The sequence below is a fragment of the Parvibacter caecicola genome, from assembly GCF_003725335.1.
Lineage (GTDB): Bacteria > Actinomycetota > Coriobacteriia > Coriobacteriales > Eggerthellaceae > Parvibacter > Parvibacter caecicola.
Genome location: NZ_QIBY01000004.1, coordinates 1 through 13,703, shown reverse-complemented (window position 1 = coordinate 13,703; position 13,703 = coordinate 1). Strand labels below are relative to the sequence as shown.

Below are 13,703 nucleotides of genomic sequence, written 5' to 3'. Positions count from 1 at the left end.
ATGGCCGCTTCTGTTGATTACCTGATCATCGGCAATTCGGCTGCGGGCATCTCCGCCGCCGAGGCAATCCGTAAAACTGACCGCGAGGGTTCGGTGCTCATCGTGGGAAGCGAGCCTCACAGCGCTTACGGCCGCCCCCTCATCTCTTATCTGCTGGAGGGCAAGACCACCCTTGACGAGATATGGCTCAAGCCAGAAGACTTCTACGAGAAGAACCGTTTGGAGCGCTGGCTGGGCCCCGAATTCCAGGTGACGCGGCTCGACCCCGCCGCCCATCGGGCCATCTGCACCGGCGGCGAGCAGATAGAGTACCGCCGCTGCCTGCTGGCCACTGGCAGCGTCCCCTTCATGCCCCCCATACCGGGGCTTGGCCAGGCGGCCAACGTGTACCCGTTCATCACGCTCGACCAGGCGCTTTCCGTGCAAGAGGCGGCCCGTGCGGCCACCGAGCGGGCCCATGGGGCCAACCGCCCCAGCCGCTGTGTGGTAATCGGCGCCGGGCTCATCGGACTGAAGGCGGCCGAGGCGCTGTGCGGTTTCGTGGACGAAGTGGCGGTGCTGGAGATGGCCCCCCGCATTCTGCCGGCCGTGCTGGACCAAGAGGGCGCCCAGGTGCTGCAGCGGCAGCTAGCCTCGCGGGGCATCACCTGCCTTCCGGGCGTGACCGCTGCCAACATCGAAGTGGAGCAGGGAAGCGCCGTGGCCTGCCACCTCACGGACGACACCGTGATGGCCTGCGATTTCATCGTGGCCGCCGTGGGCGTGCGCCCGAATTCCACGCTGGCGGTGGAGGCCGGCGCCCGGCAGGGGCGGGGGCTGGTATGCGACGAGCATCTGCGCACCAGCCTAGCCGACGTTTGGGCCGCCGGCGATTTGGTGCAAGTGACCGACGCCATCGACGGCAGCCAACACCCCCTCGCCCTGTGGCCGGCGGCCGTTGCCCAGGGGGGCGTGGCCGGCGCCGCCATGGCCGAAGCGCCCGAAGCACCGGCCTATAGCAGCGCATTCGCGGTGAACGCGGTGGACTTCTTCGACAGCTCGCTGCTCACGGCCGGCTGCATCAATCCACCCGATGACGGCGGTTTCACTGTGAAGACCGAAGTGGATGGCGACGCCTATGTGAAGTTCGTTTTCCGCGAAGGGCGGCTCGTGGGCTACATCTTGCTGAATCGTCCCGCCAACGCCGGCATCTACACCGCCCTCATCGAGAACGCCGTGCCGGTTGACCAGCTGGACCCGGCCATGTTCTCGGCCGCCCCCGAAAACCTCGATTTCCCTCAGCCGTTGCGTTGGGCCCGGCTGCACCGTTTCTATCCCACCGACCGCGACCAGCGGGGCTGGAAGGAGGGCTGCTGACATGGAGGCAACCGTGAAGAAAGTGTACCTTGGCACCACGCATTTCCACGAAGCCAACGAGATGGTGCGGGCTGCCCTGGCCCAGGCCGACACGGTGCAGCTGGAAGACGTGTTCGCCCAGCGCTATCTGGGATGCACGATGCCCGCCGGCAAGCGGCTGGAGATATTCGGCACTCCCGGCAACGACATGGCCTGCTACATGGACGGCGGCTCCATCGAGGTGTTCGGAAACGCCCAAGACCAGATTGGCAACACCATGAACGGCGGCGAAGTGGTCATCCATGGCCGTTGCGGCGATGCCGCCGGCTACGCCATGCGCGGCGGCCATATTTTCGTGCGGGACAACTGCGGCTGGCGCGTGGGCATCAACATGAAGCAGTACGAGGAAAAGGTGCCCGCCATCGTGATTGGCGGCGATGCCGGAAGTTTTCTGGGCGAATACATGGCCGGCGGCATCATCGTGCTTTTGGGGCAGCCGGGGGAGTACCTTGCCACTGGCATGCACGGCGGCGTGATGTTCCTGGCCCGGCGCCCCGATGAGCGGCTGGTTGCCGACGGGCTGGTGTGCGAGCCAGTGGACGAAGAGGGGCTTGCGGTGCTGCGGCCCTTGCTGGCGGCCTACAATCGCCACTTCGCACGTGAGCTGGGGAAGCCGATTGCCGAAGACGGCGCTGGCTTTTGGGCCCTGCGCCCCGCCTCCAGCCGCCCCTACGCCACCCTCTACGCCAACTAGCCGTTCCGCCGAGGGCCTTCCATGCGCCCCGTCTTGCCGCTTCCCGCCGCCTCGGCGCGTACCGAAGTACGCTTGGGCGGCGGCGCGCGTCAACCTGAAGCACCTGGAAAGCCCTCAGCTTCCGTTTTTGACCTGATGGCCAAGCGCCATTAGAGACAGCGCTCTTTCGTAGGGCAGAGATTCTATCTCTGCCTGAGCTGCGAGAGCGAATCGGCCATCTGTCTGGAGCTGAAACCCCATCTGTCTTTTTGCACGTCCTTCGTCCTTCCGCCTCATCCCGCGGTTATGGACGCTGGGTGACGGAATGGCTCGTGGGTTTGGCCCTCGCTTTCGCCGCGGGCCGCTTCCCCTATACTGATAACGCTGAACTTATGTTCATCCCTTTCGAAAGGAAATCTGTCATGAGCAACGAAGGCAAGAAGGTAAAGATCCACTACGTGGGCACCCTCGATGACGGCGAGCAGTTCGACTCCTCCGTCGATCGCGGCGAGCCCATTGAGTTCGTGTGCGGCGCCGGCCAGGTTATTCCCGGCTTCGACGAGGCGGTAATGACCATGGAAGTGGGGGAGAAGCGCGACATCCACATCGAGCCGGCCGATGCCTACGGCGAGTTCGACGAGGCGCTGGTGCAGGAAATCCCCCTGTCCCACATCCCCAACGCCGAGCAGCTGCCGGTGGGCCAGCAGATTTACATGCAGGGCCCGGGCGGTCAGCCCATGCCGGTCACCGTCACAAAAATCGAAGACGGCGTGGCCACTTTCGACATGAACCACCCCTTGGCGGGCAAAGCGCTGAACTTCGCCCTTGAACTGGTGGAAGTGGACGACTAGCCCTCTTTTGGCAACCGATTGCGAACAGGCGGCCTCCATGGCCGCCTTTCTTTTTGCCCGCGTTCGCCCCGCCGCTCGGCGCCGTTCGGAAAACTTCTGGGGAAATTTCATTGCGCCGAAACAAAAGAGGGCTACTATACCGTCAACCGAACGCGAGGAGAAAACCTTTTGAATACCGAAAGCGCATATCAGATGAACCGGGCCTGCGGCCTGGGCGCTGTGCGCTTCGCGAGCGTTCGTGTTTCTGCTGCTGCAGGCCGACGAGCCGTTGCGGCTGATCAAGCGCGACGACGTTAAAGTTCGCCTTGATTCAAGCCTTCCCCGTAAGCGCCTGATGGGCGCTTAAGTTTTGCGAGTTGCTCGGCTCGCGGGGGAAATTCGGCTTTTCGCAAGCAGCAATCGGGTTGCGCCCTCCCTTTCCCTGTGAAGACATCGTTTCCTGCTCTTGTTGCCTGCTTCCGAGCGTAAGCCCCTTGTGCGTTTGAAAGGAAGAGAGAGATGGAAACGCAGAACACCCCCAAAGAAAAAGTAGTGCTGGCTTATTCCGGTGGCCTGGACACCTCGGTGTGCATCACCTGGCTGCAGGACAAGTACAATCTGGACGTCATTGCCGTGGTGGGCGAAGTTGGCCAAGACCACGAAGGGCTTGAGCTGGTGAAACAGCGGGCCCTTTCCACCGGCGCCATCGCCTGTCACGTGGTGGACATGCGCGAGGCCTTCGCGGAAGAGTACCTGTCCAGCGCGCTTGCGGCCAACGCCATGTATGAGAACAAGTACCCGCTGGTGAGCGCCCTGTCGCGTCCGCTCATTTGCAAGCATCTGGTGCAAATCGCCCACCAGTACGGAGCCAAGTACATCGCCCACGGCTGCACCGGCAAGGGCAACGACCAAGTGCGCTTCGAGTCGTCCATCACCATGCTCGACCCCACCTTGCAGATTATCGCGCCGGTGCGCGACTGGGATCTCAAGTCCCGTGAAGAGGAGATGGAATGGGCCGCCGCCCACGGCATCACCGTGCCCACCACCAACGCCTCGCCCTATTCCATCGACGACAACCTGTGGGGCCGCGCCATCGAGTGTGGCGTGCTGGAGGATCCCTGGGCCGAACCGCCGGCTGACATCTACACCATGACCGTGGACCCCATGCAGGCGCCGGACGTGCCCACCTATGTGGACATCCAGTTCGAAGCGGGCCTGCCGGTGGGGCTGAACAGCAAGCCCATGAGCTACCTGGACATCGTGTACGCCATGAACGACATCGCCGGAAGCAACGGCTACGGCCGCATCGACATGATCGAGAACCGGCTGGTGGGGGTGAAGAGCCGCGAGTGCTACGAGGCTCCGGGCGCGCTTGCCCTGATTATGGCCCACAAGGCGTTGGAGGACCTGTGCCTGGAGCGCAGCGTGCTCCATTACAAGCTGGGCATCGAGCAAAGCTGGGCCGAGTGCGTGTACAACGGCCTGTGGTTCTCGCCGCTGAAGGACGCCTTCGACGCGTTTCTGGCCAGCACCCAGCAGTGCGTCACCGGCACGGTGAAGCTGAAGCTGTACAAGGGCAGCTGCACCGTGGTGGGCCGCAAGAGCGACTTCTCGCTGTACACCTACGAGCTGGCCACCTATGCCGCCGACGACCAATTCGACCATCAGGCGGCCAAGGGCTTCATCGACCTGCACGCGCTGCCCTGCAAGGTGTGGGCCGAAAACCGCCTGGCCATGGGCGTCCGCATGGACTCCTTCGCCACGGTGGACGCCACCAACCAGCACCTGGGCGAGGGCCTGGTGGAAGAGGCGGAAGAGATTGTGGCCCAGGCTCAGTCGCAGTTGGTGTAGCGGTTTCGCGCGGTAAGGAAGGATAATTCGATGGCACTTTGGTCTGGCCGGTTCCAGGAGCAGGTGGGGGAGTTCACCCAGCGTTTCGGCGCATCGCTGCCCGTGGACAAGAAGATGTACGCCGAAGACATTGCCGGCTCTTTGGCCCACAGCGCCATGCTGGCCCAGCAAGGGGTGATCAGCGCCCAGGATGCCGAGGCCATCGCGGAGGGGCTGGCCGCCATCAGAGGGGAAATCGAAGCGGAGGAGTTTCCCTTCGACATCAACAACGAGGACATCCACATGTCCATCGAAAGCGTGCTCACCCAGCGCATCGGCGATGCCGGGAAGCGACTGCACACCGGCCGCAGCCGTAACGACCAAGTGGCTACCGACACGCGCCTGTACATGAAGAAGCGGGCCGGCCAGCTGATGGAGGCCAACCTTGAATTGCGCCGTACGCTGCTGGAAAAGGCGCAGCAGCACCCCGATGCGGTGATGCCCGGCTACACGCACCTGCAGCACGCTCAGCCGGTGCTGTTCTCCCATCACCTGATGGCCTATACCTGGATGCTGGCCCGCGATTTCGAGCGCCTGGCCGCTGCCCGCAAGGCGGCGGACGCCAACCCGCTGGGGGCGGCGGCTCTGGCGGGCACCACCTACCCCCTCGACCGCTTTGCCACCACCCAGGCGCTGGGGTTCGCACGCCCCATCCCCAACTCGCTGGACGCCGTGTCCGACCGCGACTTCCTGCTGGACCTCATCTACGCCTGCAGCGTGTCGTGCCTGCACCTTTCGCGCCTGTGCGAAGAGCTCATCCTGTGGTCGTCCAGCGAATTCGGTTTCGTTACCATGGCCGACAGCTATTCCACCGGCTCCTCCATCATGCCCCAGAAGAAAAACTCGGACTTCGCGGAGCTGATTCGGGGGAAGTCGGGCCGGGTGGTGGGCGACCTGATGGCGCTCATGATGACGCTGAAATCGCTGCCGCTGGCCTACAACAAAGACCTGCAGGAAGACAAGGAAGGGGCCATGGACGCCGCCGATACGCTGGAGGACTGCTACCGCTGCGCGGCGGGTATGGTGGCCACCATGACGGTGAACGGCGGGGCCATGATGGCCCAAGCGAAGAAGGGCTACATGGCCGCCACCGATGTGGCCGACTACCTGGCGAAAAAGGGGCTGCCCTTCCGCCAGGCCCACGAGGCGGTGGGGCACCTGGTGCTCCTGTGCGAGCAGCGGGGCTGCGGCCTGGAAGACCTCACCCTGGAGGACTTCCAAAACGAGAGCCCGCTTTTCGAGGCGGACATCGCCGGATGCCTGGATCTGCCCGTCATCGTGGCCGCCCGCACCACCTACGGCGGCACCGGCCACGAAGCGGTGAAGGTGCAGATGGCCGAAGCCCAACAGCAACTGGAGTCAGACGCCGCCGCCCTCTAGTGGCGCCCCATTCCCATATCGCCCTCAAAGGCCCCGATTCGTTCGGGGCTTTTTTTGTGATGCTTCCCCGGGCTGCCGTTGCCGCCTTGTTGGCGTTTTATCGCGGAATCGTAGAGAACCTATGCGCGCAAAGCTGCGATGGTAGAATACGAACCCGACATTTACTATGTGGAGGTGATCATGGGTTCTCGGGCTATGAAAGGCCGCCCCGGCACAACGATCAGTCAAAAGAAAACCGGCTTCCTGATGGTGATCACCATCATCGTGGCCGTTATCGCAGCGCTGGGTTTCGGCGCCATTTCCGTAATGAACACGTGGTTGGAGGACTTGCCCGACTACGCCGACGCCGACGCCTACAACGCGTCGCTGCCCACGGTGGTGTACGCCAGCGACGGCACCACGGTGCTGGCGGAGTTCCAGCTGGAGTTCCGCGAGCCGGTGGCCATCGACCAAATCAGCGACTACGTTCTGAAGGGCACTGTGGCCACTGAGGACGAGCGCTTCTACAGCCACGGCGGCGTGGACTTGTGGGGCATCGGCCGCGCGTTGGTGAACAACCTGATGGGAGGCCAGCTGGAGGGCGCTTCCACCATCACCCAGCAGTTCGTGCGCAACACCATCTTAAGCGACGAGATGAACGACATCACGCTGGCCCGCAAGGTGCGCGAAGCCTACATCTCCATGAAGCTGGAGGAGAAGTACACCAAAGACGAAATCCTGCTGATGTACCTGAACACCATCAACTACGGTTCGGGCGCTTACGGCATCGAGGCGGCTTCGCAGCGCTACTTCTCCAAGTCGGCGAAGGACCTCACCCTGGTGGAGGCGGCCACCCTCATCGGCATCCCGCAGTCGCCCACCTACAACAACCCCATCGACAACATCGACCAGTGCACAAAGCGTCGCAACGTGGTGCTGGACCGCATGATGTCCAACAACGTCATCACCCGCGAGGAGGCGGATGCCGCCAAGCAAGAGCCCATTGTGCTGAACGTGCACGAGCAGTCCCAGAACGGCATCCTGGCCTACGACTACTTCACCGCTTACGTGCGCGACCAGCTCACCAGCGCTTCGGGCAAGTACGCCTACTCCCGCGATGAGATCTTCAAGGGCGGCCTTTCGGTGTACACCACCCTCGATGTGGATGTGCAGAAGGCGGCCGAAGCCGCGGCCAAGGAAAAGGAGGACGACATCGGGGAGCCCTTCGAGGTTTCCATGGTGGCCATCGATCCCGACAACGGCTTCATCCGCGCCATGGTGGGCGGCAAGGATTTCCAGGAAACCCAGGTGAACATGGCAACTGGCACGGGCGGCACCGGCCGTCAGGCGGGATCGAGCTTCAAAACCTTCACGTTGGCCGCCGCCATCGAAGAGGGTATCGACCCCAACTTGCTGGTGGACGCCGGGCGCGAGGTGGAGTTCCCCGGTTGGAAGTTGCACAACTACGGCAACATCGACTACGGCACCCGTACCATTGCCAGCGCATTCCACGTGTCGTCGAACACCGCCTTCGCCCGCCTGTGCATGGCCATCCACCCCATGAAGGTGGCGGATATGGCCTATCGCCTGGGCATCGAATCCACTCTTACCGAAACCGGCTCCATTACGCTGGGCACCTCTTCGGTCACTCCGCTGGAAATGGCCGACGCTTATGCCACTTTGGCCAACGGCGGCATCCACTACGACGCCGAGTGCATCGAGCGCATCGTGGACAGCAAGGGCAACACCATCGTGGACAACAATGATCCCGAAGGTGAGCGGGTGGTTTCCCCGGAGGTTGCCGCTGCCACCGTTGAGGTGATGGAGGGCGTGATTACCGCCGGCGACGGCACCGGCCGCGCCGCCCGCCTGAAGTCGGGCCAGGTGGCCGCCGGCAAAACCGGCACCACCGACGAGTACGCCGACGTGTGGTTCTGCGGCATTACCCCCCAGTACTCGGTTGCCATCTGGATGGGTGACCGCAGCGACTACGTGGACGCCGAGCGCATGCCCGATGGCTGGAAGGTGGCGGACGTGTTCGCTAACTTCCTGAACCAGGTGCTCGATCCCAACAACCTGGAGCAGTTCCCCACTGCGGACAAGCCCCAGTACGACAAGAACTACTACAATTCCGAGTACCATATCGGCGGTTATTTCGGTAGCAAGTCGGGAAACGAGGTGGACAATGAGGAGGAGCCGGAAGAGGAGGACCCCACCGAGCCCACCGAGCCCACCGAGCCCACCGATCCCACTGAGCCCAATGGCGGCGCCAACGGGGGGCCCCAAGAGCCGGTGCCGGTTGATCCCCAGCCCACCGAGCCCGATCCTCCTGTTCAGCCCGACCCGCCCACCGAGCCCGACCCTCCTGTCGAGCCCGATCCCGGCCCTCCCTCAGGTGGGGGAGAGGGGCAGTAAGCCCTGGGCCGGCGCGCGGGGAAACGGTGCGATTACGCACCAGCGCCCGTCTGGAAAGGGACAGGGCGGAAGCGCTACCCTTAGTGATTGAAATCCGCAAGCGGCGTTGGGCCATCCCGATGCTGCTTTGCCAGAAGGCAGTTGCGAATAGGAGATGAAACATGCAGAAGGTGCTGAAAAGCGCATGCAAGCAAGTGTTGGCCCTGGCGGCCGTGGCGGGGCTTGTCCTCGCGCTGGCCGGATGCGTTGCCGGCCCGCAGCAGGCGGCAACCGGCGAGAACGCCAACGCCAACAGCCAGTACATGGCCCAGGTGAACCAGGCGGTGGAAGAGCTCAGCACCAAGCTGGGGGCTTTCGACGACGCGGTGTCCCGCAACGACGTGGTGTCCATGCGAACCCAGGCCGACGGCGCCTTCGCCGCACTGGACAAACTGGATCAGCTGCAGCCGCCCGAGGCCCTCAAGGAAGTGCAGGAGTACTATTCCGACGGTTGCGCCTCGCTGAAAGAGGCCCTCAGCGGCTACGTGGATCTCTACACCGAGATCGACTCGGCCACCGACCAGCAGCCCTTCGATTACTCCACCTATGAGCAGCGGCTGTCCTCCATCCAGTCCGCCTACGACACGGGGCTGCAGGCGCTCAGGGCCGGCGACCAAAAGGTTACCGAGCTGCGCTCCGACCAGTAAGGCCGCCCGTCCGCTTGTCTGGGAAAAAAGCGAGCCGCCCCTCTTGCGGCGTGCCCCTTTTCCCGAACCTGTGATAATGGGCAAGAGGAAAAGCTGACATCAAGCGGCCTCGCGGGGCCGCTTTTTCTATGACCGATCAAGAACAGGAACCACTATGGACAACGGAATCGCCGAAGGCCGCAAGTCAGTTGAGCTGCTGGCGCCCGCCGGAAACATGACGGCCCTCCACGCCGCTGTGGCCGCAGGGGCCGACGCGGTGTATTTGGGGCTCGATGAGTTCAACGCCCGTCGCAATGCCGACAACTTCACCCTGGAAACCCTGGAGGAGGCCTGCGACTACGCCCATTTGCGCGGCGTTGCCGTGTACGTAGCCCTCAACGTGGTCATTCTGCCGGAAGAAATGAACGCCGCCCTCGAATGCGCCCGCCAAGCATGGCGCGCTGGCGCCGATGCCTTCATTGTGCAGGACATCGGCCTGGCCTCCCGCTTGCGGAAAACCTTGCCCCAGGCGCGGGTGCACGCGTCCACCCAGATGAACACCCTCGATCTGGACGGTCTGGCCGCCGCCGCGCGGCTGGGGGCCAAGCGCGTCACCCTAGGCCGCGAGCTCAATCTGTGCGAAATCGGCATCCTCGCCCAGGCGGCCGGTGAGATGGGGATGGAGGTGGAAGCCTTCGCCCACGGGGCGCTCTGCATTTGCTACTCCGGCCAGTGCTTCATGTCGTCGATGATCGGCGGCCGCTCCGCCAATCGCGGGCTGTGCGCCCAGGCTTGCCGGCTGCCCTACCAGCTGGTGGACTGCAGCACCGGCAAGTCGGCCGATGTGGCCGGCGAGCACCTGCTTTCCCCCAAAGACCTCTCATCTGCTCCATTGCTTCCCGAATTGGTGGCCGCCGGGGTTTCCTCCCTCAAGATAGAGGGGCGCATGAAGTCGCCGGAATACGTGTTCAGCGTGGTGTCCACCTACCGCCGTCTGCTCGATCGCGAACTGGCGGCCGCGGGCACCGGCGCCGCCAGTCCCCAAGAGCAAGAGCAGCTGGCGGCCACGTTCTCCCGCGGGTTCACCACCGCCTATCTGTCTGGCCAGCGGGGCAACGACATCATGAGTTACCAGCGGCCGAACAACCGCGGCGTGCCCGTGGGGAAGATGGCTTCTGCCAAGGGCGGCAAGCTGGTGCTGAAGTCTGCCAAACCGCTGATGCCGGGCGACGTGGTGGAGTTCTGGACCCGCAAAGGCCATCAGCCCCTTACCCTCACCGTCGATCATTTCACGGGAGAGGGGAGGCTTGCCCCCTTCGCTCCGGCGGCGCTGCCCGGCGTTGCCACCGGCGACCGGGTGTTTCGCGTTCGCAGCGCCGAAGCCGCTTTCGACGACGATGCCCTGGCGCCGCGCATCCCCCTTGCCTGCGACGCCACTATCGAGATGGGGCAGCCGGTGTCCGTGCGGTTCGCCCTCGCCGATCCGAGCAGCCCCGACATCTCGCCGGTGCAGCGTCGCATGCTTTGCCGTTTGGCCGAATTTAGCGCCGCGCCCGGCCCCGTGGAGGCGGAAGGCCCGGTGGTGGAGCCCGCCCGCTCCCGCCCTTTGGATGCGGAGGGGGTGCAGGCCCATATCGATCGCTTGGGGCAGACCCCTTACTGCATCGCCTCTTTCCGGCTCCACCTCGACGAGAGGGCCGGCATGGGCTTTTCCACGTTGCACCACGTGCGCGCCCAGGCGCTTGATCGGCTCACCGAGGCTCTTTTGGCCCCCTGGAAGCAGCGGCGCCTTCCCAAGGTGGAGAAGGAGCCGGCTCCGCAGCGCAAGGAGCTGGGGCGTTGCACCATAGCCGTATGGGCCACCAACCCCGTGTGCGCCCGGGCGGCGAAGCGGGCCGGCGCCGCAGAGATCATCGTGCCCGCCCTGAACTACCGCCGGGGAACCGCCCAGGTAGCCGGCGTTCTCAGCGCCAACGTGGAGAGCGCCGGCTACCCCAAGCAGTGCACGCTGGCACTGCCGGTGGTCCGTCACGAATCTTGCGAAGGCACGCGGGAGAGCGCCCTTTCCGACCCCGCCAACCCGGCGGCTTCCGCCATCGCGAGCGCCGACAGTTTGTTCGTGGACAGCCTGGGCGGGCTGGAGGCCGCCACTGCCACCAAAGCCGTGGTGGCAGTGGGCCCGCACCTGCCGCTTTGCAACCTTCCCGCCCTGCAGGCGGCCGCCGATTTCGGGGCCAGCCGCGCTTGGCTTTCCCCCGAGCTCACCTTGGGGCAAATCAAGCAACTGGGGGATGTACGGCCGCTGGAGCTGGGCCTTACCGTAATCGGCGCCCAAGAGCTCATGACCTGCGAGCACTGCCTGTTGATGGCCAAGGGCCCCTGCGCCCAGAACTGCGACAGCTGTACCCGCCGCAAGGGCGCCCATGTACTGCGCGATCGCAAGGGCTACGAGTTCCCGGTGGTTACCGATGCCCTGGGCCGCAGCCATCTCTACAACTCGGTGCAGCTGGACATCGTGCCCGACATCCCGCAGCTGCTGGCGGCCGGCGTCACTGCCTTCCTCATCGACTCCACGCTGATGAACGGCGAAGAAACGGCCCAGGCGGTGGGGCGGGTGAAGCGGGCGCTGGCGGTAGCCCAGGCGGACGGCAACTCGCTGGCGAAGATGCCCAACACCACCAGCGGCCATTTGCATCGCGGGGTCTCCTAGCCCCAGCGGCCCATGTGCTAGAATCACCACCGCTCCTTGGCGGGCAAGTAAAGACATACGGAAGGAACGGAAGAGCCCATGCTTTCACCGGAAGAACAACTGCACATTATCGCATCCGGAGCCGCGCAGATTGTCCCTGAATCGGCGCTGCTTGAGAAACTGAAGCGGGGCAACCCCCTGAACATCAAGCTGGGCGTAGATCCCACCGCTCCCGATATCCACCTGGGCCATGCGGTGCCCCTGCGCAAGCTGCGGCAGTTCCAAGATCTGGGGCACCAGGTAACCCTCATCATCGGCGACGGCACCGCGCTCATCGGCGACCCCTCTGGCCGCAACTCCACTCGTCCGCAGCTCTCCCGCCAGCAGATTCAAGAGAACGCCCAAACCTACGTGGACCAGGCCTTCAAAGTGCTCGATCCTGAAAAGACCACCCTGCGCTACAACTCCGAGTGGATTCTTGCGCTTGACATGGAGCATCTGCTGAAACTGCTCAGCAATTTCACCGTGGCCCGCATCCTTGAGCGCGACGACTTCCACAACCGCTACGCGAATAGCCAGCCCATCAGCCTGCACGAGTTCTTGTACCCGGTGATGCAAGCCTACGATTCGGTGGTCATCAAGGCAGACGTGGAACTGGGCGGCACCGATCAGCTGTTTAACCTGCTGGCCGGCCGCGAGCTGATGGAAAAGATGGGCATGGAGCCCCAGGTGTGCCTCACCCTTCCGCTTCTGGAGGGCACCGACGGCGTGAAGAAGATGTCCAAGAGCTACGGCAACTACATCGGCCTCACCGACGAGCCGAACGACATGTTCGGCAAGGTGATGTCTATTCCCGACCCAATGATTGTGAAGTACTACCGCCTGGCCTCCAACGAGTCGGTGGAGGAAATCGATAGAATCGAGGCGGGGCTTGCCGCCGATCAGCTGCACCCCAACAAGGTGAAGCGCGCCCTGGCCCGCAATATCGTTTCCGCCTATTACGACGACGCGGCGGCCCAGGAAGCAGAAGCAGCCTTCGACGCCCTGTTCAAGAACCACGACTTTCCCGAGGACGCCCCCCAGTTCGCCGCCGACCTCATCCCCAATAGCGAGGGGCTGGTGTATGTGGCCAAATTGCTGCACGATGCGGGGCTGGCCCCCAGCGTAGGCGAAGCCCGTCGCCTCATCGACGGGGGAGGGGTGAAGGTGAACGGGGAAGCTTTGCCCCCCAAGTCCTACAACGTCGATCCCGCTCTTTTGGAGGGCGCCAAGATCCAGGTGGGTAAGCGCAAGTTCCTGCGCCTGGTGTAGCTGCAGCCACGCACCTGCCTATTGCGCCGCTTAGGCCGCCGGTCCCCGCAGTGGGGGCCGGCGGTTTTCTTTTACGTAAGTGATAGTGAAGAAAATGTGATGGTAAAAATAGGAGCTTGATTTCACGGAGGTAAAGTACTAATTTATTTCCTCCACACTTTTGGTGCGGGCTGTGCAGCGAAGCGGAATAGCGATGCACAGTAGGCAGTTTTGCCACTGCAAAATTTTTTGAAAAAAGTTCTTGCAATTGATTTGAAAGCTGCTAATATTATTCCTTGCGCCGCTCGCGAGAGCAGCGCGGCGGGAGCATCCCGCGGCACCTTGAGAACCGGATACTGCAGAGCGCTTCCCCGAGAGGGGGAGCGCGAGAGAAGTCAGAGTGACATCACTTTCGATTTAGGAAGACCCGCCCGCCCGAGAGGGCAGGGCAGATTCCATTTGAGAGACAACTTATGAAAGCCAATCGGCTTTCCAAT

Annotated in this window: 9 protein-coding genes; all 9 read left to right on the top strand. The window is 63.5% G+C overall.

Annotation, left to right across the window (positions count from 1 at the left end; all coding sequences use genetic code 11):
* The 9 genes from DMP11_RS03830 (at nt 1) to tyrS (ending at nt 13,227) form a co-directional block, all read left to right on the top strand.
* A complete protein-coding gene (locus DMP11_RS03830; RefSeq protein WP_123185191.1) occupies nt 1-1,356 on the top strand; it encodes an NAD(P)/FAD-dependent oxidoreductase in 1,356 nt (451 codons plus the stop codon).
* A gap of 1 nt (nt 1,357) precedes the next feature.
* Nucleotides 1,358-2,089: a GltB/FmdC/FwdC-like GXGXG domain-containing protein gene (locus DMP11_RS03825; RefSeq protein ID WP_123185190.1), complete on the top strand. Its 732-nt coding sequence runs from the start codon at nt 1,358-1,360 to the stop codon at nt 2,087-2,089.
* Nucleotides 2,090-2,490: 401 nt separating this feature from the next.
* Nucleotides 2,491-2,919 (top strand): FKBP-type peptidyl-prolyl cis-trans isomerase, encoded by a 429-nt coding sequence (locus DMP11_RS03820; RefSeq protein WP_123185189.1) that lies wholly within the window; start codon nt 2,491-2,493, stop codon nt 2,917-2,919.
* Between the two features lie 498 nt (nt 2,920-3,417).
* On the top strand, nt 3,418-4,749 hold the full coding sequence (locus tag DMP11_RS03815; protein WP_123185188.1) for an argininosuccinate synthase: 1,332 nt from the start codon (nt 3,418-3,420) through the stop codon (nt 4,747-4,749).
* A gap of 30 nt (nt 4,750-4,779) precedes the next feature.
* Nucleotides 4,780-6,168, top strand: coding sequence for an argininosuccinate lyase (gene argH / locus DMP11_RS03810; RefSeq protein ID WP_123185187.1), 1,389 nt, complete (start codon nt 4,780-4,782; stop codon nt 6,166-6,168).
* 138 nt (nt 6,169-6,306) lie between these two features.
* The gene (locus DMP11_RS03805; protein WP_123185186.1) at nt 6,307-8,562 is read left to right on the top strand and encodes a transglycosylase domain-containing protein; all 2,256 of its coding nucleotides are present in this window, start codon (nt 6,307-6,309) and stop codon (nt 8,560-8,562) included.
* A 161-nt stretch (nt 8,563-8,723) separates the two neighbouring features.
* Nucleotides 8,724-9,248 carry a hypothetical protein gene (locus DMP11_RS03800; protein WP_123185185.1) on the top strand — a complete coding sequence of 175 codons (525 nt, stop codon included), beginning with the start codon at nt 8,724-8,726 and terminating at the stop codon, nt 9,246-9,248.
* A gap of 154 nt (nt 9,249-9,402) precedes the next feature.
* Nucleotides 9,403-11,937 carry a U32 family peptidase gene (locus DMP11_RS03795; protein ID WP_123185184.1) on the top strand — a complete coding sequence of 845 codons (2,535 nt, stop codon included), beginning with the start codon at nt 9,403-9,405 and terminating at the stop codon, nt 11,935-11,937.
* 78 nt (nt 11,938-12,015) lie between these two features.
* Nucleotides 12,016-13,227, top strand: coding sequence for a tyrosine--tRNA ligase (gene tyrS / locus DMP11_RS03790; protein ID WP_123185183.1), 1,212 nt, complete (start codon nt 12,016-12,018; stop codon nt 13,225-13,227).
* The last annotated feature ends 476 nt before the right edge of the window (nt 13,228-13,703 follow it).

What these genes read in the sequence shown, in the direction of transcription:
- DMP11_RS03830 (WP_123185191.1), top strand. Translation starts at nt 1, where the DNA reads ATGGCCGCTTCTGTTGATTACCTGATCATCGGCAATTCGGCTGCGGGC.
- DMP11_RS03825 (WP_123185190.1), top strand. Translation starts at nt 1,358, where the DNA reads ATGGAGGCAACCGTGAAGAAAGTGTACCTTGGCACCACGCATTTCCAC.
- DMP11_RS03820 (WP_123185189.1), top strand. Translation starts at nt 2,491, where the DNA reads ATGAGCAACGAAGGCAAGAAGGTAAAGATCCACTACGTGGGCACCCTC.
- DMP11_RS03815 (WP_123185188.1), top strand. Translation starts at nt 3,418, where the DNA reads ATGGAAACGCAGAACACCCCCAAAGAAAAAGTAGTGCTGGCTTATTCC.
- argH (WP_123185187.1), top strand. Translation starts at nt 4,780, where the DNA reads ATGGCACTTTGGTCTGGCCGGTTCCAGGAGCAGGTGGGGGAGTTCACC.
- DMP11_RS03805 (WP_123185186.1), top strand. Translation starts at nt 6,307, where the DNA reads ATGGTAGAATACGAACCCGACATTTACTATGTGGAGGTGATCATGGGT.
- DMP11_RS03800 (WP_123185185.1), top strand. Translation starts at nt 8,724, where the DNA reads ATGCAGAAGGTGCTGAAAAGCGCATGCAAGCAAGTGTTGGCCCTGGCG.
- DMP11_RS03795 (WP_123185184.1), top strand. Translation starts at nt 9,403, where the DNA reads ATGGACAACGGAATCGCCGAAGGCCGCAAGTCAGTTGAGCTGCTGGCG.
- tyrS (WP_123185183.1), top strand. Translation starts at nt 12,016, where the DNA reads ATGCTTTCACCGGAAGAACAACTGCACATTATCGCATCCGGAGCCGCG.